We start from the raw sequence: 23,103 nt of genomic DNA on the forward strand, positions 1-23,103 counted from the left end.
TCTGGCCTAAACAACACCACCGCGCGGGACGACCTGCGCCATCAACCCTGAGCGGCAGATAGCGATGTCCATTCTCGATTCGATCCAGCGTCAGATCCCGCCGATCCACAAGGAGGGATATCCCTTCATCGGGGGCTTTGCGCTGGCAAGCCTCCTCCTGTTCTGGCTGTGGTCGCCTTTGGGGTGGATCGGCACCATCCTGACCGTGTGGTGCGCGCTGTTCTTCCGCGACCCCGTGCGCGTGACCCCAGTGCGCGAGGGGCTCGTGGTGTCGCCCGCCGACGGCCGCGTCTCCATGATCACTATGGCGCTGCCGCCGGCCGAGCTCGGGCTCGGCGATCGGCCGCTGCCGCGCGTCTCGGTGTTCATGAGTGTGTTCAACTGCCATGTGAACCGCAGCCCGATCGCGGGCCGGGTGGACCGTATCGCCTACCGGCCCGGCCTGTTCATCAATGCCGAGCTGGACAAGGCGAGCGAGGACAATGAGCGCAACTCGCTGGTGATCACGACGCCGACGGCGCGGATCGGCGTGATCCAGATCGCGGGTCTGGTCGCCAAGCGCATCGTCTGCTTCGTCAAAGAGGGGCAGGCAATCGGCGCCGGTGAGCGCTTCGGTCTGATCCGATTCGGCTCGCGGCTCGACGTCTATCTGCCGCTGGGCACGAAGGCGCTGGTCTCGGAAGGCCAGACCGCGATCGCCGGCGAGACGATTCTGGCGGATCTTGCCGGAGACGACCCGAGCCGCGCCTACCGTGCCAATTAACCAATAAGTCGGTCCTGAGGGGCCTTCCGCCGCAATGGCGGAGGGGAACGCGGCTTGCTATATCTCGCCCCAAGGTGAGGACGAGCCATGACGCCTTATGACTTCAAAGATCCTGATGTGCGCCGCCGGCGGTTCCGCCCGATCCCGGTGCGCATGCTGGTGCCCAACGTCATCACGCTGCTGGCGATCTGCGCCGGCCTGACCTCGATCCGGCTCTCGATCGAGGGGCGGATGTCGCTCGCGGTCTACGCCATCGTGTTCGCGGCGGCACTCGACGGCATCGACGGCCGCATCGCGCGCATGATCAAGGGGCAGTCCAAGTTCGGCGCCGAGCTCGACAGCCTCGCCGACTTCGTCAATTTCGGCGTGGCGCCCGGCCTGATGCTGTATTTCTGGCAGCTGCACGAGCTCGGCAATGCCGGCTGGATCGCCGCCATGGTGTTTGCGATCTCCGGTGGCCTCCGCCTGGCGCGCTTTAATGCCACCATGGACGATCCCAACAAGCCGGCCTTTGCCGCCAACTTCTTCACCGGCGTGCCGGCGCCGGCCGGCGCGATCACGGTGCTGCTGCCGATCTATGTCGCGTTCCTCGATCTCGGCCGGCTGCCTGCGGCGGTGACGGCTGCGTATACGCTGCTGATCGCCTTCCTGATGGTGTCGCGCCTGCCGGTGTTCTCCGGCAAGACCAAGCGCATGCGCGTGCCGCCCGAGCTGGTGCTGCCGGCGTTCGTCGCGGTGGTCGTGTTCATCGCGATCCTGATCGCCTATCCCTGGCACGTGCTGTCCATCGGAACGGTGCTGTATCTGCTCGCTTTGCCGCTCGGCTACAAATCCTATCGCGACCAGGCGCGCGCGATGGAAGCCACCGCGCCGGCTGGAGGCGAGGTCTCCTCGCCGCCTTCGGCGCCGACGCTGGCAAACCTGTCGGAGCCGCCGCGCGAAGACGACCGGCCCGACCGGCTGCACTGAACGGCAAGCGCCAAGCAGCCAAGGCACTGAACAGCGAGACTTGGATATCTGCCATGAGGCGCCCTGAGTTGGGTTGAGGCCCGATCTCGGCTATATCGCCCGGTGCAGGCGGCACCGCACCAACAGCGGCCGCCAATCTGGGAGAGAACGCTGTGACGAATACTGCGACCGGGCCGCTGCCCGCTTCCGTCCTCGAAGCGCTGGGCCGCTATGACACGCCGACGATCTGCAATGCCATGGAGATCGTGGCGCCCGAGCGCCGGCTGATCGGCTACACCACCAAACCACTGGTCTGCCCATTTCCCGATCTGCCCCCGATCGTCGGCTATGCCCGCACGGTCGCGATCCGCTCGGTGCTGAAAAATTCACTACCGCCGGAAGAGCAGTCCAAGCGCCGCATCGCATATTACGAATATGTCGGTACCGGCCACGGTCCGCGCATCTCGGTGATCCAGGACATCGACGGTCCCGACGTCGGCTACGGTGCGTTTTGGGGCGAGGTGCAGAGCAACGTGCACAAGGCGCTCGGCTGCCTCGGCGTCATCACCGACGGTTCGATCCGCGACATTCCGCAATGGGCGCCGGGCTTCCAGGCGCTGGCCGGCTCGATCGGCCCGTCGCATGCCTGGGTGCACGCCGAGAGCTTTGGCGGCGAAGTGCGCGTCGCCGGCATGACCGTGAAGTCGGACGATCTGATCCATGCCGACCAGCACGGCGCTGTCGTAATTCCGCACGATATTGCCGCAAAGCTGCCCGAGGCCGCCGAACTCTGTGGCCGCCGCGAGACGCCGATCCTCGAGATCGCCCGCAGCCCCGACTTCTCGTTGGAGAAGTTGAAGGCTGCGCTGAAGCGCTCGGCGGAGATTCACTAACGGCGGGACCGCGATGATCTACGGTTGCGACGCCGCTCGCAGGCTGCCCTGTTCCGTCAGGAACAAGGCGGCCTGATCCGGCTCGCCGAGCACCGCGGCAGCGCATCCGATCAAGGTGAAGCCGCCGGCAAAATCCCACAGGGTGATATCTTCCGCATTGTCCGGCATGTGGATCAGGTGCGCTGCGATCCCGGCGAGGGCCGCCTCGGCAAAGAGCAGCACGCTGAACGCCGGCAGGACGAGCCCGGGTTCGAGCATGTGGAGCGCCAGCACTGCGGGAAGCGCGGTGAGAAGACTGAACAGCGTCACCATTGCGATGCCTTCCGCCATGAGGTGCCGGCCGGGTCCAGAATACCAATTGATCGGTCGCCCCCGATGTGGCGCAGGGCCGCAGCCGAAGGGATCGCGTGCACGGGTGACGGGTGCGCGCGACACCGTATGGTTAGCAAAATGTTGAGATCCGTGTCGGCAGTCGGCAAAAGCCGGCGCCTTTCAGCGCGCTGCGGCCGCCAGGCGCGCCGGCTCAACTTAACCTTTACGCGTCTTTAATCGCGGCTCACTAGGGTTTCCGATGCGGTTCGGGGTTGGGCCGCGCCATCGGCCAGGACGGCCGTTGTTGCGTTCGCGTTGGAGTCTCCCATGGATATCATGACGAGCATCGGGCTCGTGGCGGGCATTGTCGTCATCGCGACGATGATGCTGCTGGGCGGCGATCTCCACATGTTCGTTTCCGAGCATGCGATGATCATCATCTTCGGCGGCTCGACGGCCGCGACCATGATCCGCTTTCCGCTCTCGACGCTGATCCACGGCCTACCGCTCGGCGCCAAGTTTGCCTTCACTATGAGCCGTCTGTCGGCGCACGATCTGGTCGACGAACTCGCCCGCATCGCCGAGATCGCCCGCAAGCAAGGGCCCGTGGGTTTGGAAAAGGTCGAGACCGACGAGCCGTTCCTCGCCAAGGGCATCCGCTACGTCGCCGACGGCTACGACCTGGACTTCATTCGCGACAATCTCGAGCGCGACCGCGATAATTTTTTGATGCATCTGGATGAAGGCAGCAAGATCTACCGCGCCATCGGCGACTGCGCCCCGGCCTTCGGCATGGTCGGCACGCTGATCGGCATGGTGCAGATGTTCGCCAACATGACCGACCCGTCAAAGCTCGGCCCGTTCATGGCGACCGCGCTGCTCGCGACTCTCTACGGCGCGCTGGTCGCCAACCTGTTTTGTACCCCGATCGCCGACAAGCTGCATGGAAAGCTCCTGGACGAAGAGACTAACCGCACGCTGATCATCGACGGCATCCTGATGATCCGCGACTCCAAGAGCCCCACGCTGGTCCGCGAAATGCTGCTGGCCTATCTGCCCGAGAAGCACCGCCACGCTGAAGGCGAGCCGGTGCCGGCCTGAGGCCGCGCGCCGGGATTTGAGATATGGCCAAGAAGAAGCGCGGCGATTCACACGGAGGCGGTCACGGCTGGTTCGTGACCTTCGCCGATCTGATGGGCCTGATGATGAGCTTCTTCGTGATGCTCGTCGCGTTCTCGACCCAGGATGCCAACAAGCTGAAGGTCGTCGCAGGCTCCATGCGCGACGCCTTCGGTGTCCAGACCGAAGCGCGCTATTCCGGCATCGTCGAGTCCGACGGGCTGCCGACCCGCCCTCGGCTGAAGAACGTCGATCACATTCAGCCCGAGGACTCCTCCAACACGCCGACGCCGGACCAGGAGGATCGTGACCGCACGTCGGGCGCCAAGATCAAGGTCGACCGCAATTTTGCGCTGGCGGCGGCCTCGCTGCGCCAAGCGTTGCAGGACATGCCGGAATTGACCGAGATGTCGAAGCACATCATGTTCGAGGAGACCAAGCAGGGCCTCAACCTCGAGATCGTGGACCAGGACGGTCGCTCGATGTTCGCCGACGGCTCCAAAGTCCCCTATGACCGCACCCGCCGCCTGATCGAGAAGCTCGCTGTCCCGCTCAAGGCGACGCCGCTGCGCGTCTCCATCGCCGGCCACACCGCGGCTGGATTCGTGCCGACCCGCAGCGACTACGGCGCCTTCGATCTGTCGGCCGACCGCGCCAATGCCGTGCGTCAGATCCTCGAACGCGAGGGCCTGCCGGCCGCCCATGTCTTCGCCGTCGCCGGCAAGGCGGATACCCAGCCGCTGTTTCCGGACGATCCCTCGCTCGCGGCCAACCGGCGGGTGACCATCACCCTGATGCGCGAAGATCCGCCGCTGCCGCCGAATCTGAAGCCGTAGGGCGCATTCGAGCGAAGTGGACCCTGTTTCGCGCGAAGAAGCGCGACAAAACAAGGATGTAGAGCCAATTCCCCTTCAATCGGGGACTGAAAGGCTCAGGGCTCTTGTGCCACCATCTTACCTGAGGCATGTCGTCGCGTGGGCAACGACCGTTGCTGCGCCGTCACAGCATCTGGCCCGGTGCCTGCTATGGTGATGTGCCGATTGACAGGGGCACCGGAACCGTCAAAAGGCGCCGGATCAATTCTCGGGCAGAAGCGTTCCAGTTTCATATGACGGCGAGCATCACATCGACCGAAGCTCCGGACGGGCCGGTCACCTCGGGTTTCTGGGGCCTGACGCTCGGGAGCATCGGCGTCGTCTTCGGCGACATCGGCACGTCGCCGCTCTACGCATTCCACGAGGCCGTCAGGGGCGCGGCCCATGGCCAGCCGGTCTCGCGGGTCATGGTGCTCGGCGTGCTCTCGCTGATCCTTTGGGCGCTGCTGATCGTCGTCACCGCCAAATACGTGCTGCTGCTGCTGCGCGCCGACAACAACGGGGAGGGCGGCACGCTTTCCCTCATGGCGCTCGGCCAGCGCGCGCTCGGGCGGCGGAGCTGGTTCCTGATGGCGCTCGGCGTCGTCGGCGCCTCCATGTTCATCGGCGATTCCATGATCACGCCGGCGATCTCGGTGTTGTCGGCGGTCGAGGGTCTGAAGCTCGCAACGCCCGCCTTCGAGCACTATGTCGTTCCCCTGACCGTTCTCATCCTGACGCTGCTGTTCGCGGTCCAGAGCAAGGGGACGGCACTGGTCGCCTCAGCCTTCGGGCCGGTGATGGTCGTCTGGTTCACCGTTCTTGCCGTGCTGGGTGCCGTTCACATCGCCGACGATCCGTCGGTGCTGGCAGCGATCAATCCCTATTACGCCCTGCAATTCCTGCTGTCGCACGGCACGATCGGCCTGGTGACACTGGGCGCGGTGTTCCTCGCGGTGACCGGCGGCGAGGCGCTCTACGCAGACCTCGGCCATTTCGGCCGCAAGCCGATCCAGTCGGCCTGGATGTTCTTCGTGCTGCCTGCGCTCCTGATCAACTATTTCGGGCAGGGCGCACTGGTGCTGTCGGATCCCAGCGCGATCGAACACTCCTTCTATCGCATGGTGCCCGAGCATTTCGTGCTGCCGCTGGTCGGACTTGCGACCGCGGCGACCGTGATCGCGAGCCAGGCGGTAATCACGGGGGCCTATTCCCTGGTCTATCAGGCAGTGCAGCTCGGCCTCCTGCCGCGCTTCGAGGTGCGCTTCACCTCGGAAACTCATGCCGGCCAGATCTATCTGCCGCGTGTAAACCGGCTGCTGCTGATCGGTGTGATGCTGCTGGTGCTGTTGTTCCACACCCCCAGCAATCTGGCTTCGGCCTACGGTATTGCGGTCTCCACCACCATGGTTGCTGACGGCATCATGGGCTTCATCGTGATCTGGAAATTGTGGAACTGGCGCGCGGCGACGGCCGCAGCGGTGATCCTGCCCTTCGTCGTGGTCGACATCAGCTTCTTCAGCGCGAATCTTCTGAAGCTGCTCGAAGGCGCCTGGGTGCCGCTGCTGTTCGGCGTGATCATGGCCGGGACAATCTGGACCTGGCGGCGAGGGTCCGGGATCCTGATCCAGAAAACGCGCCGCATCGAGGTGCCGCTGGACGATCTGATCCGGAGCTTGGAGAAGCGGCCGCCGCACATCGTCAAGGGCACCGCGGTGTTCCTGACCAGCGATCCCTCCTTCGTGCCGACCGCGCTGCTGCACAATCTCAAGCACAACAAGGTGCTGCACGAGCACAACGTGGTCCTGACCATCGAGACCGCGCACACGCCGCGGGTCGATCTGTCGGAGCGTTTCCGGATGGAGAAGATCAGCGACAAGTTCTTCAAGGTCCGCCTGCGCTTCGGTTACATGGAGCAGCCGAACGTGCCCAAGGCGCTCGCGATCGCGCGCAAGCAGGGCTGGCAATTCGACATCATGTCGACCTCATTCTTCGTGTCGCGGCGCTCGCTGAAGGCGTCGGCGCAGTCCGGCATGCCGCTTTGGCAGGACCATTTGTTCATCGCGCTGAGCCGGTCCGCCAACGACGCCACCGACTATTTCCAGATTCCCACCGGACGCGTGGTTGAAGTCGGAACCCAGGTCACCATCTAAATGGCGGCCGGCGAAGCCATGCAAATGTGCATGGCCAAGGCCCGAAATCTGGCTAGGCTATGCCGGCAGCGCAGGCCTATAAGCCCCGCGCCCTTCTGCCGTTGTGCAGTGAAGCATTTTTAGAGGCCACCAGGCTCTCCCATGACAAGTGATATCGCGATTTCCGCCCCGGAAACGGCGGCGGCCAATGGGCATGGCGATGCCCACACCACTGCCGGCTTCGGTGCGCTGACACTCGGCAGCATCGGCGTCGTCTACGGTGACATCGGCACCAGCCCGCTCTACGCGTTCCGCGAGGCGGTCATGGCGGCTTCCGGCGCGGAGGGGGTGCCGACGCCGGCGGCCGTGCTCGGCGTGCTCTCCCTGATCCTGTGGGCGCTCATCGTCGTTGTGACGCTCAAATACGTCGTGATCCTGCTCCGTGCCGACAACAACGGCGAGGGCGGCACGTTGGCGCTGATGGCGCTGGCCCAGCGCGCAGTCGGCACCCGCGGAACAACCATCGTCCTGCTCGGCATCATTTCCGGAGCCCTGTTCTACGGCGACGCCGTGATCACGCCGGCGCTCTCGGTGCTGTCGGCGCTCGAAGGCATGAAGGACGTCACCCTGCACTTCGAGTCCTACATCGTGCCGCTGACCGTGATCATCCTGGTCGGTCTGTTTGCCGTGCAGTCCCGTGGCACCGCTCGCGTCGCCGCCTTCTTCGGCCCGATTATGTGCGTCTGGTTCGCGGTGATCGCGATCGCGGCGATCCACCCGATCATCCAGCAGCCGCAGGTGCTGTTCGCGCTGAACCCGCTCTACGCCGTGTCCTTCATGATCCACCACGGCATCATCGGCTTCGTGACGCTCGGCGCGGTGTTCCTGGCGGTCACCGGTGCCGAGGCGCTCTATGCCGACCTCGGCCATTTCGGCAAGCGGCCGATCCAGACCGCCTGGCTGTTCATCGTGGTGCCGTCGCTAGCATTGAACTATCTGGGGCAGGGCGCCCTCGTGCTCGGCGACCCCGGCGCGATCGTGAGCCCGTTCTTCCAGCTCTTTCCGCAAGGTTTTTTCCGCGGCTGCATGGTGGTGCTGGCCACCGCCGCAACGGTTATCGCGAGCCAGGCGGTCATCACCGGTGCCTATTCGCTGACGCGTCAGGCGATCCAGCTCGGTCTGTTGCCGCGGTTTGAAATTCGCCATACGTCCGAAGCCCATTCCGGCCAGATCTTCATCCCGCGCATCAACCAGCTCCTGCTCGTCGCAGTGGTCCTGCTGGTGCTCTTATTCCGCTCCTCCAGCGCGCTGGCCTCGGCCTACGGCATCTCCGTCACCGGGACCATGGTGGTTACGGCGATGATGGGCTTCGTGGTGATCTGGAAGGTATGGCGGTGGTCGCCGTTCACGGCTGCCGCCCTGATCGCGCCGTTCCTGTTTCTCGACCTCACCTTCCTGGCCGCCAATCTGCTCAAGGTGTTCGAGGGCGGCTGGGTGCCGCTGGCGCTCGGCGCGCTCATGATCATCCTGATGTACACGTGGCGGCGCGGCAGCCGGCTGCTGTTCGAGAAGTCGCGCAAGCTCGAATTCCCGCTCGCCGACCTGGTGGCCATGCTGGAGAAGCGGCCGCCGCAGCGCGTGCCCGGCACCGCCGTGTTCCTGACCAGCGACCCCCTGAGCGCGCCGACCGCGCTGATGCATAGTCTGAAGCACTACAAGGTGCTGCACGAGAAGAACGTCATTCTCACCATCGAGACCGCGCAGACCCCGCGCATCGATCCGGCCGAGCGGGTGAAGCTGGAACAGATCTCGCCGACCTTCTCCAAGGTGACGCTGAAGTTCGGCTTCATGGAATCGCCCAACGTGCCGAAGGCGCTGGCGATCGCCCGCAAGCTCGGCTGGCAGTTCGACATCATGTCGACCTCGTTCTTCCTGTCGCGGAGGGCGCTCAAGCCGGCCGCCCATTCCGGCATGCCGCGCTGGCAGGACCGGCTGTTCATCTCGCTCAGCCGTTCCGCCAACGACGCCACCGATTATTTCCAGATCCCCTCCGGCCGCGTCGTCGAGGTCGGCACCCAGGTGACGATCTAGCTCCGCAGTTGTCATCGCCCGGCTGGACCGGGCGATCCAGTACCCAGAAACAGTGCGTGGATACGGGCAGGCCGCGGCGTACCGGATTCCCCGCTTTCGCGGGGAATGACACTGAGCTAGCGGTGAGGTGTGAAGCAGGAGCTTCAGGCATCGTGAAGGTCGCGCTTCAAGTCGCTGCGATTTAGCTTTAACTTGCGCAAGGCAGCTCAAGCCTTTGTAGCGCTTGATTTTCGCGGGCCGAGAGGCGAGGTTGCCGGCCGCCGGGATCGCCCCGGCAGCGGCCCGCGACGTTGGAGGATGATGTGGCAAATCAAGTACAGGATCTGACCCCGGACGAGGTCTCCAAGGGTGTCGCGGAAGGGCGCTATCTCCTCGTCGACGTGCGCGAGCCGAACGAGGTCGAGGCCGAGGCTTATCCCTACGGCGTGGTCGTGCCGCTCTCGACCTTCGATCCCAAGGCGATCCCCGATCCCGCCGGCAAGGAGGTCGTGTTCGCCTGCCGCTCGGGCAAGCGTTCGGTGACGGCCTCACTGGCGGCGCAGGCCGCGGGCCTGCCTTACGACAAACATCTGGCCGGCGGCATGCTGGGCTGGAAGGCGGCGGGTCTTCCCAGCAAGATCGGCGGCTGACCCCGCCGATGTCCAAGAGCTCGTCCCTCAACAAGGTCTTCGCGGACCTTCCCGTCACCATCTTCGAGGCGATGTCGCAGGCCGCGCGCGACAATGCCGCCATCAATCTCGGCCAGGGCTTTCCCGACGACCCGGGCCCCGAAGACATCCGCCGCGCCGCGGCCGAGGCCTCGCTGAACGGCTACAACCAGTACCCGTCGATGATGGGCCTGCCGGAGCTGCGCCAGGCGATCGCGACCCATTACGGCCACTGGCACGGGCTCGAGCTCGATCCGATGAGCGAGGTGATGGTGACCTCCGGCGGCACCGAGGCCCTGACCTCGGCCATCCTCGCCGTCGTCCAGCCCGGTGACGAGGTGGTGTGCTTCCAGCCAGTGTACGATTCCTATCTGCCGATCATCCGCCAGGCCGGTGGCATTCCGCGCCTGGTCCGGCTCGAGCCGCCGCATTGGCGGCTGAATGAGGACATGCTGAAAAGCGTCTTCAATTCAAAGACCAAGGCGGTGCTCTTCAACAATCCCCTGAATCCGTCCGCGGTGGTGTTTCCGCGCGAGGATCTCGAGCTTTTGGCGCGCTACTGCCAGGAGTTCGACGTCATCGCGATCTGCGACGAGGTCTGGGAGCACGTCACCTTCGACGAGCACAAGCACATTCCGCTGATCACCATCCCCGGCATGCGGGATCGCACCATCAAGGTCGGCTCGGCCGGCAAGATCTTCTCGTTGACGGGCTGGAAGATCGGCTTCGTCTGCGCCGCGCCGCCGCTGCTGCGCGTTGCCGCCAAGGCGCACCAGTTCCTGACCTTCACCACCGCGCCGAACCTCCAGGCCGCCGTCGCCTACGGCCTCGGCAAGCCCGACGAGTATTTCCTGTCGATGCGCAAGGACCTGACGCGGAGCAGGGACCGCCTCGCCAAGGGCCTGGAGAGCCTCGGCTTCCCCGTGCTGAAGTCGCAGGGCACCTACTTCCTCACCGTCGACCTGTCCCCGCTCGGGCTGAACGAGAGCGACACCGAGTTCTGCTGGCGGATCGTGAAGGACTACAAGGTCGCGGCTATCCCGGTCTCGGCCTTCTACGAGCAGGACCCTGTGACCTCGGTGGTGCGCTTCTGCTTTGCCAAGAAGGACGAGACGCTCGACACCGCACTGGAGCGACTGTCGGACGCGGTGCGCGGGCGCAAGAGGTAGGGAGATGACCAACGTCAGCCGCTGTGGTTTTGGCCTTGCGATCGCCGCCGCGCTGACGTTGCTCTCCGCTCCTGCCGGGGCCGAGGAGCGGGTCGTCAACTTCTACAATTGGTCGAACTACGTGGCGCCCGACGTTCTCGAGGCCTTCACCAGGGAGACGGGCATCAGGGTGGTCTACGACACGTTTGACGCCAACGAGACGCTGGAGACGCGCCTGATGGCCGGCAAATCCGGCTATGACGTCGTGGTGCCCACCGCCTATTTCCTCCAGCGCCAGATCAAGGCCAACATCTTCCAGAAGCTCGACAAGTCGAAGCTGCCGAACCTGGCCAATGACTGGCCGGTGGTGACCGAACGTCTCGCGATCTACGACCCCGGCAACGTCTACGCCGTCAATTACATGTGGGGCACGACCGGCATCGGCTACAACGTCGCCAAGTTGAAGCAGATTCTCGGAGCGGATGCCAAGATTGACAGCTGGGACATCGTGTTCAAGCCGGAGAACCTCGCGAAATTCAAAGACTGCGGCGTCCACATGCTGGATTCCGCCGACGACATCTTTCCGGCGGCGTTGAACTATCTCGGGCTTGATCCGAACTCGACCAAGCAGGCCGACCTCGAAAAGGCCGCCGATGTCGTCACCAAGGTGCGGCCCTCCGTGCGCAAGTTTCATTCGTCCGAATATCTGAGCGCGCTCGCCACCGGCGAGATCTGCTTCGTGGTCGGCTGGTCCGGCGACATCATGCAGGCCCGCGCCCGCGCTGCCGAAGCCAAAAGCGGCATCGAGATCGGCTACGCCATCCCGAAGGAGGGCGCGCAGATGTTCTTCGATAATCTCGCGATCCCCGCGGATGCCAGGAACGTCAGCGAAGCCTACGAGCTGATCAACTATCTCTACCGTCCGGACGTGGCCGCCAGGAATACGGACTTCCTGTCCTACGCCAATGGCAACCTCGCCAGCCAGAAACTGGTCGATCCGAAAATCTTGAGCGACAAGAACATCTATCCGGACGAGGCGACGCTCGCAAAGCTGTTCGTCATCACGGCGCGTGAGCCCGCGACCCAGCGGGTCATCAATAGGCTTTGGACCAGGGTGAAGACGGGGCGGTAAGCACTACTGTCCGCTACCGCCACCTTCGGTGCAGCCACAGCCACTGCTCCGGATGCTCGCGGACCCAGCCTTCCACCACGCTCGTGATCGCCTGCGTGGTGCCCTGGATGTCGATCTTGCCGTCGGCGTCGCGCACCGGGTGGACCTCTTCGGTGATCTCGGCGGTGAAGCGGCCGCCGGGCAGGCGGATGACGCGGACGCCGTGGATCGGGCATTCGACCTGTCGTAACAGGCGCGCCAGCATCGGATTGGCGCGGGTCTTGCGGCCGAAGAAGGTGACCTCGACTCCGCCGGTCAGATACTGGTCGATCAGCATCGCGACGTGCTTGCCGTCCTTGAGCGCCTGGGCAAGCCGCAGCGGCGCGTCGCGCCCCGCCGGGATCAGCGTGCCCATGTTGACCTGTCGCATCTCCTGGATGATGCGGTCGGCGGAGGCGATATTCGGGCGGCGGTAGAGGATCGCTGCATCGAGCCCGTGTGCGACCGCGGCGAGCGCCGGTAATTCCCAATTGGCCAAATGCGCGGCGAAGATCAACGCCGGCTTGCCGTCGTCGCGGATTTGATCGAACAGCTCGATGCTGCGGCTGGGCAGTTCGATCCGACTGTTTTCTGGATGATCGCGGTCGTAATCCCAGACCTGGTCCATATGGGCGAATTCGGCGCCGACGCGACCGAGATTGTCCCAGACGCCCATCAGGATGGCTTCGATTTCCTCGGGCGACTTGTCCGGAAACGCCGCGGTGAGATTGGCGCGGCCGATGCGGTGCTCGCGCAGGCGCGGGCCGATCAGTTTGGTGACGCGTGCGAAAAAGTCCGAGGTCTTGGCTGGATCGAAATAACGCGTGGTGCGCAACATGCCGACGGTGGCAGCGCCGATCAGCCCTCCACCGATCGACTTTGCCGTCTGCCGCGCGCGGGCCTTCGTCCTCGCCGGAAGCAGCGCCATGCGTCCGGTCAGGCCGGTTCGCGGGTCAGGATCAGCGAGGCGTTCTGGCCGCCGAAGCCGAACGAGTTCGACATCACCGCGGTGACGCGGGCATCGCGTGCCTTGTTGCCGACGACGTCGAACAGGATCGTGGGATCCGGATTGTCGTAGTTGATCGTCGGCGGGATACGCTGATGCTCCAGCGTCAGCAGCGAGAAGATCGCCTCGACCGCGCCCGCGGCCGAGATGGTGTGGCCGACCATCGACTTGTTGGAGGTGACCGGAATCTTCGAGACGAGCTCGCCGAACACGGCCGATGTCGTATTGTACTCCATCTTGTCGTTCTCGGGCGTCGCGGTGCCGTGCGCGTTGATGTGGTCGATCTGGTCGGGCGTCATGCCGGCATCGGCCAGCGTCTTGTTCATGCAGCCGATGATCGGCTTGCCGTCGGGCGAGGAGCGGGTGCGATGGAAGGAATCGGTGAGCTCGCCGCAGCCGGCGATTACGCCGAGTATTTTTGCGCCGCGCGCGGTGGCGGCTTCATAGCTTTCGAGCACCAGCGCACCGGCGCCTTCGGCCATGACAAAACCGTCGCGGTTCTTGGAGAAGGGACGGGAGGCCGCCTGCGGCGGGTCGTTCTGGGTCGAAAGCGCCGAGAGCAGCGAGAAGCGCACCAGCGCCTCCGGATTCACGGTGCCGTCGGTCGCCACGCACAGCGCGGCATCGGTCTCGCCGCGGCGGATCGCCTCGACGCCGAGCTGAATCGAGGTCGCGCCCGAAGCGCAGGCCGTCGACAACGAGATCGGCGAGCCCTTGGTGCCGAAGGTCTCGGCGAGGTAGGCCGCGACCGAACCGAACATGAAGCGGTGGTGATAGGCGCTGTACTTGCCGCCACCGGAGATGCGCAGCAGATCGTCGTAATTGAAGTCGGGTTTGCCGACGGCGCGGCCGAGTTCGCGGCGCTGCGGCCATTCGACTTCGACCGGTGCGACCGCAAGAAAGAGAGGACCCGGGAAATCGGCCTTGGTGCCGATCCCGGCCTGGTCCAGCGCTTCCTGCGTCACCAGTTCGGCCATCCGTTCGGACAGGCCGGTGGAGGAGAACGGATCGACGCTGACGAAATCCACCGTGCCGGCCATCGTGGTTTTGAGGCCGTCGACCGGAAAGCGCGTGATGGTGCGGATGCCGGATTCGCCGGCGACGAGCTTCGCCCAATTGTCGGTCTTGCCGTTGCCGAGCGAGGTCATGATGCCCATGCCGGTGACGACGACGACGGGACGCCCGAGTTTGTCGCGTGGTGCAGTCATGTCGATCCCCGCTTGAGCTGGAGCATGATCCGAAAAAGCGTGACGCGGTTTTCCGAGAAGATCATACCCAAACAATAACCTGCCAAAGCGTAACGCGCTTTAGCTTACTGCCTCGACCAGCGCCATGCCTTCGCCGCGCCAGTGTCCGGCCCCCACCACCACAATCTGGGTGGGCGCTCCCTGCATTTCAATCTCGGTGCCCGTGGAATCGTTCGGCGGAAACAGCGCGCCGCGAGAGATCGACAGCGCGGCGAGCGCGATGCCGAGCGGGAATTGCGTCTCCATGGTGTGGCCGAACATCGTGCCGGTCGAGCGCACCGGGAACTCGGCGTGGCCCTTCAGGAAGGCGCGCTCTTCTGATGTCGCAGGCTCCGCGCCGGTCGCGCCGGATATGATCGCGCCCTTGCCGTCGCGCTTCGGCAACTTTGCCCAAAGCTTCTCCAGCGTCGCGGCCATGTCGCCGGGGGTCTTACGACGGGCAAGGTCGGCAACGACGCTCGACAGCTTTGCGAATGGTTTTGCGCCGCGCGCTTCCGCATGGGCCTTCGATTCCAGCACCAGGAACGCGCCAGCCGAGCCGAGCGCGAAGCCGGCGTGGTCCTTGCGCGCCCACACGGGGGCGAACTTGTCCTTCAGATTGAAGTCGCCGAATTCGTAGAGGACCATCAGGTCCTTGCGCTCGCCATTGTGCGAGCCGCCGATCAGCGCGATGTCGCTCTCGCCGGAGGCGATGCGCGACAATGCAATGCGGGCGGCATCGGCGCCGGCAACCTCTTCACCCATGAAGGTGCGCGAGGTGCCGCCAATGCCGTGCACGATGGCGATGTTGCCGGCGAGCAGGTTGGAGAGCTGGGCCAGGAACAGCGTCGGCCTGAGATCGCTCATCAGCCGCTCATTGAGGAAGCCGGGCGCGTTGGCGCCCTTGGCCTCGGCCGTGAGCACGCCGGTGTCGACGTTGAGATCGCGTTCACCGCCGCCGGCGGCGACCACCATGTCGATCTTCGACAGGATGTCCTTGTTGCCCTTGATCCCGGCGGAGTCGAGCGCAAGCCCGGCCGCATAGGTGCCGATGCGCTGCCAGGCTTCCATCTGGCGCTGGTCGCCCTTCTTGGGGATCTGGCTGTCGAAGGTGACAGGCATCAGGGGGTGCACGATGTAGGGTGCAAAGCCCTTCTCGTCGACATTGATGCGCTTCTCCTGAAGCGCGGCCCAGTTGGCGTCCAGGCCCTCGCCGAGCGAGGTGGCCAGGCCAATGCCGGTGATCCAGACTTCCGTCTGGGCAGGCTTCGAAGCAGTCTCGGTCATGGCAATACGGCCTGTTGCGGAAAGCCGACGCGTTTGGCGACCGCGTCCATGTGGGCGCGCATATCCGCATGGGGAAAGGGAATCTGCGTGAAGGTCAGCGTCGAATTCGCGCGCAGCTTGCCGCCGACCTTGATCTTGGCTTCGGTCACGGCGTAGCCTGAGCCCTGATGGGCCAGGCTCGCCTCGATGCTCATGAGATCGCCGGGGAAGACCGAGCCGCGGACCTTGGCCTCCTTGACGGCAGCCAGGATCGGCATACGCTCGAATTTGAGCACGCCAAGCTGAAGCCAGCCCGAGGCCTGCGCCATCGATTCGATCAGGAGCACGCCGGGCATCAGGGGATAGCCCGGGAAGTGCCCTTCGAAGATGGTGCTCTCCATCGGGACCTGAGCCTCGACAACAATCGTCTTCGCGTCGACGTTGAGGTCGACGACGCGATCTATCATGTGGAAGTATTCGAGTTGCATGACCGCGCGCTTAGGCGCTCGCGCCCTTGGCCGCAACCAGTTCGTCGATGCGGGCGCACAGGTTTTTCAGCACGAAATACTGCTCGGTGGTCGCTTTGCCGTCGTTAACCTCCTGAGTCCACTTTTCCAGCGGCAGCTTGATACCGAACTGCTTGTCGATCGCGAACGCGATGTCCAGGAAATCGAGGCTGTCGATGCCGAGGTCATCGATGGCATGGCTATCCGGCGTGATCGTGTCGCGCGGGATGTCGCAGGTTTCAGCGATGATCGTAGCGACCTGATCGAATGTGGAGGACATCACTAAGCCTTTGATATATTGCAGATGTTTGTCAGATTTTCCAGAGTGGAACGATGGGTGAGCATCGCGCCCCGATGACGCCCTCAACCCCCCTCTGGCCGGGTCGAAAGCCCGTATATCGGAGCGCCGCCCTGAGTTCAATGGAGCCGGACGGGTGTGGGGACCGGGCTGGGGACGCCCCGGCTGAGCCGTTTCGGCCGAAGGAGCGCCAGCGGGCCTACCAGACGTCTTGCTTACCAGATGTCCTGCCTAGATGTGCGGCGTCGTGATCTTGACGCAGTCGCGGCGGCCCATCAGCACGCAATCCTGGGTCCGGCGCAGGTCGGCGATGCTCACCGCGAGCCAGATCCCGATCGCGGTCAGTGCGATGGTGAAGGCCAGCGCCGCGATATTGGCGAGCATGCGACGGCGGAAATCGTCCGGTTCGGTGCGGGGCTCCTCGTAGCGCGACAGGTCGAGCCGCTCGGGCGCGACGCGCAATTGCTGCACGCTAGCGTTTCCGCGGTGGGCCGTCGGGGAAGGCGAGGTGCGCGGCCTGAACTGGAGCACCCGGTGCTCGTCATCCGAGCTTATGGGCCGCTGGGTTGTCATGGTGCAGGGATCACTCCGAAGCAGCGATTTTTAGATAGCATACGTAGTGAACGCGTTGCAGAAAATTTTCTCAACGCGCACGTGCATTGCGCGTTCGCACTATCCTGCAGGACTGCGAACGAAGGACCGTGGAACCGTGGTCGTTCCGGGCCTGCAGAGGGTGCGATGCAATAATATCCACCGAGCCGAATGCATTTGCCGGCGCGGTGCCCATGACATAGTCCAGGGAACCTGACCACGCAGCTGCAACCATGTTAGGGGCCTTTCGACCATGACCAATACGCGCGAACCGAGAGTGCATCCGGTGTCGATCCTGTCGCTGCGGCCGACGCAGATGACGGTCGGGATGCGCGAGGTCAAGGAGAAGCGCAAGCGCTGGCGCGAGCACGACAAGAAGAAGCAGGCCGATCTGCTCGGCAAGCATATGATCCCCGTCGTGCACGGCCCCGACGAGCGCTATTACGTGATCGACCATCATCATCTCGGTCGCGCGCTGCACGACGAGGGCGTCAAGGAGGTGCTGGTCACCATTGTCGGCGACCTCAGGATGGTGGAGCGCGAAGCGTTCTGGGGCGTGATGGACAACAAGCGCTGGGTTTACCCCTACGACGCCAAGGGCGAACGGCGACCATTCCGCGATTTGCCCAAATCCGTCGTCGACCTCAAGGACGATCCCTTCCGGAGCCTTGCCGGCGAGCTGCGCCGCATGGGCGGCTTCGCCAAGGACACCACGCCGTTCTCCGAATTCCTGTGGGCCGACTATCTGCGTCGAAAGCTGTCGCGCAAGACTGTGGATGCCAATTTCGACAAGGCGCTCGAGAAGGCGATGTCCTCAGCCAAGAGCAAGGATGCGATCTATCTGCCCGGCTGGTGTGGGCCAGCGGAGGATGATTAGGCGCAACGCTCGCAGCAGCAGGCATGCGGCTCCGCAAACTGGATCTGATCACAGCCTCTTGAGTGAAACCATCTCCCGTCCGCGCGAAGCAGTGCTGAAACAAAGCCGTGCCACTTGTTGGAATTGTCGAGCTCACACAGGAGGCCGAAATGCGCTGTCTGGTTTTCGCCGTTGCCCTGCTCGTGGTCGCTTCAGCCGGGATCTCGGCGTCGTTTGCCGCAGTTCACCATGCCAAGACGTTGACTTTTTCCGAGCGCTTTGCCCCGGCGCTCGAGTTGATGGCGCAGCGCTAGGACAGGTTCACGCCAGTTCAACCAGCAGCGTCGCGATCGATTTTGCGCAACCGCACAAAGGCGGCCCAGGCCCGCGGATAATCCTTGTCCGCGGGATCAATTGTAAGTAGCGCGCGGCATGCTTCCTTGATCTCCTCGGGCGAAGGACGCTTGGCCGGAACCCCGGATGATTTGGCCTCCTCCCAGCGAGCCTCGATGCCTTTCGCAAACGCCAGGGCCTCGGCGCTCGTCCGCTTCTGCGCCGATTTCGCCAGCGGATGGTCCGAGGAGAAGTTCGGCCATGCAGCCGGCGGCTGATTGACACGCCACGTCAGTTCATCTGCTTGTCGCGCCTCCACGCCCGAACCTGAATGCTGTGCTGCTGGCGCCCATCCTGCCCCTGCCGAGGCTGGCGAACCCGATGAGCCGGCTGATCTCCGCGGGACCGCCGAACCTGGCGCGACCGCCGCTGTCTGTCCGGCCAGCTGGCCAAGCTGTTGTTCCATCGTTCCGCCGCTGGACTTGGGGATGACTTTTTCGATGGTCTTGATCATCGACAGCGCGCCTGGCGATATCAGCGTGTTCTGGTCGGCAATTTTGTCGTCGGCCGCGCCTGGGCAGGGCTTGTAAGCAGAGCGCTGCGACGTCATCCGGCCGTCGTCGTCGATACGGGCAAAATCGATCGAGACGGTGTAAACGAACGCGGCCTCGACATACTGCCTCTCCTTGTCCATCGCTTTTACGGAGCCGCATACGTATCTTGCCTGGTCTGCATCGATCGTTCGCAGGCCGTTGAAGTGAGCTGAATTCGGCGCAACGAGGACGCGTAAGACGGCAGCCCGCGCCTTGCCGTGCTCCGATTCGAACATGCTCCATATCTCGTTCGCGTTGATGATCTCCGGCTGATAGTTCCATGCGTATCCGGCCGCGAAGAATGTCGTGCCAATACAGGTCGCGATAACAAATGCCCGCACGTTCATGAGAAGCCCCCCCCAACAGGCACGGCTCATCCGCGTCTCCGGGGACGGAAACTGCGCAAGTTGTGCCAAGGCGTTTGTGCTAGTTGAGGGTGAGATTCTTAATTAAACGTGTGCGATTGCGAAAACACAGAGTTCCCGTCAAGCGGGAACTCATCCGCTGCATTGTGGCGATGCGTTCCTTCCGCGCTCGCGGCGGTCGGTCATTTCTTCGGCAGCCGTCCCATCAGATAGAATTCGTCGTTCGGCCGCATGCCGGTGAAATTCGCCAGCCGGTTCGACAGTGCGAAGAAGGCGGAGATTGCGGCGATGTCCCAGATGTCGTCGTCGCTGAAGCCATGCGGCGCGAGCGCAGTGAAATCGTCCTCGGAAATCCGCTGCGCATCGGCCGAGACCTTCATCGCGAAGTCGAGCATCGCCTTTTGCCGCGGCGTGATGTCGGCCTTGCGGTAGTTCGTGGCGATCTGGTCGGCGATCAGCGGGTTCTTGGCACGGATACGCAGGATCGCGCCATGCGCGATCACGCAATACTGGCACTGATTGGCTGCCGAGGTCGCGACCACGATCATCTCGCGTTCGGCTTTGCTGAGGCCGCCGTCCTTCTCCATCAGTGCGTCGTGGTAGGCGAAGAAGGCGCGGAACTCGTCCGGGCGGTAGGCCAGCGTCAAAAACACGTTCGGCACGAAGCCGCTCTTCTCCTGGACGGCGAGGAGACGCGTGCGGATGTCGTCAGGGAGCGCATCGAGGGCGGGAGCGGCGAAGCGTTGCACAGGCTTTGTCATGGGCATGGATTCCGGCTTGGGGCCGGCAACCTTAGTCGATGCGGGTGCCATGCTCAACGTGACGCCAGGCTCGCAATGCCGGCGCTGGAAAACAAGCGTCGCTTTACCGCAGCGGCTTCTTCAGCAGCGAGAAGCGGTCCGGATCCAACCCCATCGACGGTTGCAGCATCGGGGCTTCGATGCTGGAGAGCGTCTTCGCGGGCGGCGCCGAGAACACCGGATCGTTCGGCACGTCGCGCTGCGAGGTGGCACCGCGCCAGCGCTCGAGCACGGCGCCGACGAAATGCATGTCGTGACCGGAGGTGACGGAGGGCACGCTGCTGATGGTGGCTTCGCCGCGCGGCAATTGATGCGGCGGCACCTCCTTGAAGCGCAGCCGCGTCGGCAGCGCGACACCTTCGCCGAATGCCAGCACTTCTCGGGTGCCGAGCGAGGGCACGAACGAAAGCAGGTTCGCGGCCGCATCCGACACCGCGGCGCGCAGCAGCGCCTGGTCGCGCTCGTTGGCAAGGCGCATCGTGAACAGCGTGTTGCACTGGGAGATGATGGTGGCGTCGAGCTCGGCCGGACGCTGGGTGATGAGGCCGAGATAGACGCCGTATTTGCGGCCTTCCTTGGCGATGCGCGACACCGCCTTGCGGGTCGGCCCGAAGCCGACATTGCGATCGGCCGAGGCGTAGCGGTGAGCCTCCTCACAGACGAACAGCATCGGCGAAACGCCATCGCTCCACAAGCCGAAGTCGAAGGCCATGCGGCAGAGCACCGAGACGACGGAATCGATGACCTCGGCCGGGAAGCCGGCGAGCTGCATCACCGTCATCGGTTTGCCGTTGGCCGGCAGGCGGAACAGATGACTGATCACCTCGGCCATGGTGTCACCGCCGACATTGGCGTTGTCGAACATGAAGGCGTAGCGCGGGTCGTTGCGGACCGCCTCGATGCGGGAGATCAGCTTGTGATAGATGATGCGCGAGGAGCGGTTCTCGAGCTTGCCCATGCGCTCGTCGATCAGCGACATCAGATCGACCAGGCGATAGGGCACCGGAGTATCGACGGTGTAGCCGATCTGCTTGGGATCGATGCGCTTCAAGCCGATGCGATCGGCGTTCTGGTACTGGGTATAGACGCCCTTGGCGAGCGGGATGACCTCGGCGAGGACGTCGAGCTCCTCAGGCACGCCAGCGCGGCCGCCGAACAGCACGTCGACGATTTCCTCGAAATTGAACAGCCAGAACGGCAGTTTCAGATTGCGCGGGTTGAGCACCAGCGCGCGGTCGCCGAAGCAGCGGCCATATTCGTTGTGCACATCGAGCAGGAAGATGCGCAGGTTCGGGCGTGCCTTGAGGATCTCGTTGAGCAACAGCGACACACCGGTCGATTTGCCGACGCCGGTCGATCCCAGCACTGCAAAGTGCTTGGAGAGCATTTCCTCGATGTCGACATAGGCGACGACGGAGCTGTCCTGCTGAAGGAAGCCGACATTGATCTGGTCGGAACCGGTGGGCGCGTAGATCGTGCGCAGCTCCTGGCTCGTGATCAGGTCGACCGAATCGCCGATGGTCGGATAGTTGGTGACGCCGCGCTGGAATTTGGCCTTGCCGGTCGCGTTGAGGATTTCGCCCAGCAGGTCGACCGAGGCAATGGCGATCAAATTGTCGTTGCTCGAGAGGTTCTCGCAGGACACCTCGGTGATCATGGCGACGATGACCGAGCTGGCGCAGCGGATACTGACGAAGCGGCCGACGGTGGCCCGAACTTCCGAGACCGGCATCCGGCTTTCAGCCAGCAGCCCGACCCGGGCGAGCGATCCGCGAACCGAAATCACGCGTCCAAATGATGTCACAATGAATGAACCTGGCAAGAGCAACGGGTTGTCCGGACTATGCACGGCCGTCGCTGGACAAACGGTTAAGCGGCAGGCGCCGGCGCTTCGTTAAATCCGCGACAATTCAGGTGCGAGGATTGTTCCCAATACATACTCCCTGGCAGTAGCGGCGGAAAATGCTGCTTTTTCTCGGCCGACGGGTCCGAGAGTGCTTAAGAGAGATTTTACCATTCGGGCAGTCGGTCCGCGGTTCCGGGACGGGTTGGTCATCCTGGATGGTCCGTCATCCGTTCCGGGCGGCGATGTTTGATTTGTTGACGGGACCTAATCATTTGTACATTAGTACAAATAAACCGGCGGCCTTGTGCCGCCCACCGGCGCGTGAGTGGATTGCAGCCTGTGCCAGATCGCGGGATCCGGTCCAGCGGATCGCAAGCCACGTCTTGGAGGACACCATGCAGCCCGAACCGATCCTCGATCTCGCTCATCTCGGCCACATGGAGCTGTTGACACCCAAGCCGGACGAGAGCCTGAAATTCTTCGTCGACGTGATGGGCATGACCGTCAGCGGACAAAAGGGCGAGTCGGTCTATTTGCGCGGCTGGGACGATTACGAGCGCTATTCGCTCAAACTGACGGCGTCGAAGACATCGGGCATGGAGCACATGGCGTTACGTGCGCGCAGCCAGCAGGCGCTGGAGCGTCGCGTCGCGGCGCTGAAAGGGTCCGGCTTCGACATCGGCTGGATCGACGGCGACATGGGGCAGGGGCCGACCTTCCGCTGCCGCGATCCCGATGGACACATCGTCGAGCTCTACTACGAGACCGAATGGTATCAGGCGCCGCCCGAGCTGAAGCCCGCACTGAAGAACCAGGCGCAGCGCTTTCCCGCGCGCGGCGTCAATGTCCGCCGCCTCGATCACCTCAATTGCCTCGCCGTGGACATCAAGGCCAACCGGGAGTTCTTCGAGAATTATCTCGGCTGCCGCCTCACCGAGCAGATCGTGCTGAACGACGGCCGCGAAGCGGCGATGTGGCTGACGATGTCGAACAAGAGCTACGATTTCGCCTATTCGCTCGACCATTCCGGCACGGCCGGCCGCTTCCACCATGTCACTTACGCGCTCGACAGCCGCGAAGAGATTCTGCGCGCTGCTGACATCTTCCTGGAGAACGGCATCCACATCGAGACCGGCCCGCACAAGCACGCGATCCAGCAGACCTTCTTCCTCTATGTCTACGAGCCCGGCGGCAACCGCGTCGAAGTCGCCAATGCCGGCGCGCGCCTCATCCTCGCGCCCGACTGGAAGCCGATCGTGTGGACGGAAGACGAACGCAAGAAGGGGCAGGCGTGGGGCCTCAAGACGATCGAGTCGTTTCACACGCACGGCACGCCGCCGGTGCAGCACAAGAAGTAGCG

At 63.9% G+C, this 23,103-nt stretch carries 23 protein-coding genes; 13 read left to right on the plus strand and 10 right to left on the minus strand.

Going from position 1 to position 23,103, the window contains the following annotated elements:
- Positions 1–58 precede the first annotated feature (58 nt).
- The 3 genes from IVB19_RS14555 to IVB19_RS14565 all read left to right on the plus strand — a co-directional run bounded on the left by IVB19_RS14555 (position 59) and on the right by IVB19_RS14565 (position 2,604).
- On the plus strand, positions 59–763 hold the full coding sequence (locus tag IVB19_RS14555) for a phosphatidylserine decarboxylase (RefSeq protein ID WP_256374445.1): 705 nt from the start codon (positions 59–61) through the stop codon (positions 761–763).
- 87 nt (positions 764–850) lie between these two features.
- The gene (locus IVB19_RS14560) at positions 851–1,732 is read left to right on the plus strand and encodes a CDP-alcohol phosphatidyltransferase family protein (RefSeq protein ID WP_018459344.1); all 882 of its coding nucleotides are present in this window, start codon (positions 851–853) and stop codon (positions 1,730–1,732) included.
- A gap of 152 nt (positions 1,733–1,884) precedes the next feature.
- Positions 1,885–2,604, plus strand: a complete 720-nt coding sequence (locus IVB19_RS14565) for an RraA family protein (protein WP_018459343.1) — start codon at positions 1,885–1,887, stop codon at positions 2,602–2,604.
- 18 nt (positions 2,605–2,622) lie between these two features.
- On the opposite strand, the gene IVB19_RS14570 is transcribed toward IVB19_RS14565, so the two are convergent.
- Positions 2,623–2,916 carry a hypothetical protein gene (locus IVB19_RS14570; RefSeq protein WP_085353034.1) on the minus strand — a complete coding sequence of 98 codons (294 nt, stop codon included), beginning with the start codon at positions 2,914–2,916 and terminating at the stop codon, positions 2,623–2,625.
- A 327-nt stretch (positions 2,917–3,243) separates the two neighbouring features.
- On the opposite strand from IVB19_RS14570, the gene IVB19_RS14575 reads away from it, so the two are divergent.
- From IVB19_RS14575 to IVB19_RS14605, 7 genes are all read left to right on the plus strand, one after another.
- Entirely contained in the window at positions 3,244–4,017 is a 774-nt protein-coding gene (locus IVB19_RS14575; RefSeq protein ID WP_018459340.1) for a motility protein A, read from the plus strand.
- Positions 4,018–4,040: 23 nt separating this feature from the next.
- The gene (locus IVB19_RS14580) at positions 4,041–4,871 is read left to right on the plus strand and encodes an OmpA/MotB family protein (RefSeq protein ID WP_007592497.1); all 831 of its coding nucleotides are present in this window, start codon (positions 4,041–4,043) and stop codon (positions 4,869–4,871) included.
- Positions 4,872–5,143: 272 nt separating this feature from the next.
- Entirely contained in the window at positions 5,144–7,042 is a 1,899-nt protein-coding gene (locus IVB19_RS14585; protein WP_018459339.1) for a potassium transporter Kup, read from the plus strand.
- A 141-nt stretch (positions 7,043–7,183) separates the two neighbouring features.
- The gene (locus tag IVB19_RS14590; protein WP_018459338.1) at positions 7,184–9,112 is read left to right on the plus strand and encodes a potassium transporter Kup; all 1,929 of its coding nucleotides are present in this window, start codon (positions 7,184–7,186) and stop codon (positions 9,110–9,112) included.
- Between the two features lie 302 nt (positions 9,113–9,414).
- Complete coding sequence (locus IVB19_RS14595; protein ID WP_026233780.1) at positions 9,415–9,741, plus strand: rhodanese-like domain-containing protein; 327 nt, start codon at positions 9,415–9,417, stop codon at positions 9,739–9,741.
- A gap of 8 nt (positions 9,742–9,749) precedes the next feature.
- Positions 9,750–10,928: an aminotransferase gene (locus IVB19_RS14600; RefSeq protein ID WP_247821546.1), complete on the plus strand. Its 1,179-nt coding sequence runs from the start codon at positions 9,750–9,752 to the stop codon at positions 10,926–10,928.
- Positions 10,929–10,932: 4 nt separating this feature from the next.
- Complete coding sequence (locus IVB19_RS14605; RefSeq protein WP_247821547.1) at positions 10,933–12,039, plus strand: polyamine ABC transporter substrate-binding protein; 1,107 nt, start codon at positions 10,933–10,935, stop codon at positions 12,037–12,039.
- Between the two features lie 13 nt (positions 12,040–12,052).
- Here the strand turns inward: IVB19_RS14605 and IVB19_RS14610 are convergent, their stop codons facing one another.
- The 6 genes from IVB19_RS14610 to IVB19_RS14635 all read right to left on the minus strand — a co-directional run bounded on the left by IVB19_RS14610 (position 12,053) and on the right by IVB19_RS14635 (position 16,932).
- Positions 12,053–12,985: a lipid A biosynthesis lauroyl acyltransferase gene (locus tag IVB19_RS14610; RefSeq protein ID WP_018459334.1), complete on the minus strand. Its 933-nt coding sequence runs from the start codon at positions 12,983–12,985 to the stop codon at positions 12,053–12,055.
- Between the two features lie 8 nt (positions 12,986–12,993).
- A complete protein-coding gene (locus IVB19_RS14615; protein ID WP_018459333.1) occupies positions 12,994–14,271 on the minus strand; it encodes a beta-ketoacyl-ACP synthase in 1,278 nt (425 codons plus the stop codon).
- Positions 14,272–14,370: 99 nt separating this feature from the next.
- Positions 14,371–15,576, minus strand: coding sequence for a beta-ketoacyl-ACP synthase (locus tag IVB19_RS14620; RefSeq protein ID WP_018459332.1), 1,206 nt, complete (start codon positions 15,574–15,576; stop codon positions 14,371–14,373).
- Positions 15,573–16,043 carry a 3-hydroxyacyl-ACP dehydratase FabZ family protein gene (locus tag IVB19_RS14625; protein WP_085352753.1) on the minus strand — a complete coding sequence of 157 codons (471 nt, stop codon included), beginning with the start codon at positions 16,041–16,043 and terminating at the stop codon, positions 15,573–15,575. Before IVB19_RS14625 ends, IVB19_RS14620 begins: the two co-directional genes overlap by 4 nt.
- Positions 16,044–16,053: 10 nt before the next feature.
- The gene (locus IVB19_RS14630) at positions 16,054–16,341 is read right to left on the minus strand and encodes an acyl carrier protein (protein WP_007592476.1); all 288 of its coding nucleotides are present in this window, start codon (positions 16,339–16,341) and stop codon (positions 16,054–16,056) included.
- Between the two features lie 249 nt (positions 16,342–16,590).
- Positions 16,591–16,932 carry a hypothetical protein gene (locus tag IVB19_RS14635; RefSeq protein ID WP_085352754.1) on the minus strand — a complete coding sequence of 114 codons (342 nt, stop codon included), beginning with the start codon at positions 16,930–16,932 and terminating at the stop codon, positions 16,591–16,593.
- A gap of 271 nt (positions 16,933–17,203) precedes the next feature.
- On the opposite strand from IVB19_RS14635, the gene IVB19_RS14640 reads away from it, so the two are divergent.
- Both IVB19_RS14640 and IVB19_RS14645 read left to right on the plus strand, forming a co-directional pair.
- Entirely contained in the window at positions 17,204–17,827 is a 624-nt protein-coding gene (locus IVB19_RS14640; RefSeq protein WP_018459329.1) for a ParB-like protein, read from the plus strand.
- 149 nt (positions 17,828–17,976) lie between these two features.
- On the plus strand, positions 17,977–18,120 hold the full coding sequence (locus tag IVB19_RS14645; RefSeq protein ID WP_247398308.1) for a hypothetical protein: 144 nt from the start codon (positions 17,977–17,979) through the stop codon (positions 18,118–18,120).
- 17 nt (positions 18,121–18,137) lie between these two features.
- Here the strand turns inward: IVB19_RS14645 and IVB19_RS14650 are convergent, their stop codons facing one another.
- The 3 genes from IVB19_RS14650 to IVB19_RS14660 form a co-directional block, all read right to left on the minus strand.
- Entirely contained in the window at positions 18,138–19,079 is a 942-nt protein-coding gene (locus IVB19_RS14650; protein ID WP_247821548.1) for a hypothetical protein, read from the minus strand.
- A 200-nt stretch (positions 19,080–19,279) separates the two neighbouring features.
- Positions 19,280–19,858 (minus strand): peroxidase-related enzyme, encoded by a 579-nt coding sequence (locus IVB19_RS14655; RefSeq protein ID WP_026233779.1) that lies wholly within the window; start codon positions 19,856–19,858, stop codon positions 19,280–19,282.
- 103 nt (positions 19,859–19,961) lie between these two features.
- The gene (locus IVB19_RS14660; RefSeq protein ID WP_204510911.1) at positions 19,962–21,701 is read right to left on the minus strand and encodes an ATP-binding protein; all 1,740 of its coding nucleotides are present in this window, start codon (positions 21,699–21,701) and stop codon (positions 19,962–19,964) included.
- Positions 21,702–22,138: 437 nt separating this feature from the next.
- Between IVB19_RS14660 and IVB19_RS14665 the strand changes: the two genes are divergently transcribed.
- Positions 22,139–23,101: a catechol 2,3-dioxygenase gene (locus IVB19_RS14665; protein WP_085353038.1), complete on the plus strand. Its 963-nt coding sequence runs from the start codon at positions 22,139–22,141 to the stop codon at positions 23,099–23,101.
- Positions 23,102–23,103 lie beyond the last annotated feature (2 nt).

It is taken from the genome of Bradyrhizobium sp. 187 (assembly GCF_023101005.1).
Lineage (GTDB): Bacteria > Pseudomonadota > Alphaproteobacteria > Rhizobiales > Xanthobacteraceae > Bradyrhizobium > Bradyrhizobium canariense_D.

Coding starts and splice junctions, on each gene's coding strand:
- IVB19_RS14560 (WP_018459344.1), top strand. CDS start 851: ATGACGCCTTATGACTTCAAAGATCCTGATGTGCGCCGCCGGCGGTTC.
- IVB19_RS14570 (WP_085353034.1), bottom strand. CDS start 2,916: ATGGTGACGCTGTTCAGTCTTCTCACCGCGCTTCCCGCAGTGCTGGCG.
- IVB19_RS14575 (WP_018459340.1), top strand. CDS start 3,244: ATGGATATCATGACGAGCATCGGGCTCGTGGCGGGCATTGTCGTCATC.
- IVB19_RS14580 (WP_007592497.1), top strand. CDS start 4,041: ATGGCCAAGAAGAAGCGCGGCGATTCACACGGAGGCGGTCACGGCTGG.
- IVB19_RS14585 (WP_018459339.1), top strand. CDS start 5,144: ATGACGGCGAGCATCACATCGACCGAAGCTCCGGACGGGCCGGTCACC.
- IVB19_RS14590 (WP_018459338.1), top strand. CDS start 7,184: ATGACAAGTGATATCGCGATTTCCGCCCCGGAAACGGCGGCGGCCAAT.
- IVB19_RS14600 (WP_247821546.1), top strand. CDS start 9,750: ATGTCCAAGAGCTCGTCCCTCAACAAGGTCTTCGCGGACCTTCCCGTC.
- IVB19_RS14605 (WP_247821547.1), top strand. CDS start 10,933: ATGACCAACGTCAGCCGCTGTGGTTTTGGCCTTGCGATCGCCGCCGCG.
- IVB19_RS14610 (WP_018459334.1), bottom strand. CDS start 12,985: ATGGCGCTGCTTCCGGCGAGGACGAAGGCCCGCGCGCGGCAGACGGCA.
- IVB19_RS14615 (WP_018459333.1), bottom strand. CDS start 14,271: ATGACTGCACCACGCGACAAACTCGGGCGTCCCGTCGTCGTCGTCACC.
- IVB19_RS14620 (WP_018459332.1), bottom strand. CDS start 15,576: ATGACCGAGACTGCTTCGAAGCCTGCCCAGACGGAAGTCTGGATCACC.
- IVB19_RS14625 (WP_085352753.1), bottom strand. CDS start 16,043: ATGCAACTCGAATACTTCCACATGATAGATCGCGTCGTCGACCTCAAC.
- IVB19_RS14630 (WP_007592476.1), bottom strand. CDS start 16,341: ATGTCCTCCACATTCGATCAGGTCGCTACGATCATCGCTGAAACCTGC.
- IVB19_RS14635 (WP_085352754.1), bottom strand. CDS start 16,932: ATGACAACCCAGCGGCCCATAAGCTCGGATGACGAGCACCGGGTGCTC.
- IVB19_RS14640 (WP_018459329.1), top strand. CDS start 17,204: ATGACCAATACGCGCGAACCGAGAGTGCATCCGGTGTCGATCCTGTCG.
- IVB19_RS14645 (WP_247398308.1), top strand. CDS start 17,977: ATGCGCTGTCTGGTTTTCGCCGTTGCCCTGCTCGTGGTCGCTTCAGCC.
- IVB19_RS14650 (WP_247821548.1), bottom strand. CDS start 19,079: ATGAACGTGCGGGCATTTGTTATCGCGACCTGTATTGGCACGACATTC.
- IVB19_RS14655 (WP_026233779.1), bottom strand. CDS start 19,858: ATGACAAAGCCTGTGCAACGCTTCGCCGCTCCCGCCCTCGATGCGCTC.
- IVB19_RS14665 (WP_085353038.1), top strand. CDS start 22,139: ATGCAGCCCGAACCGATCCTCGATCTCGCTCATCTCGGCCACATGGAG.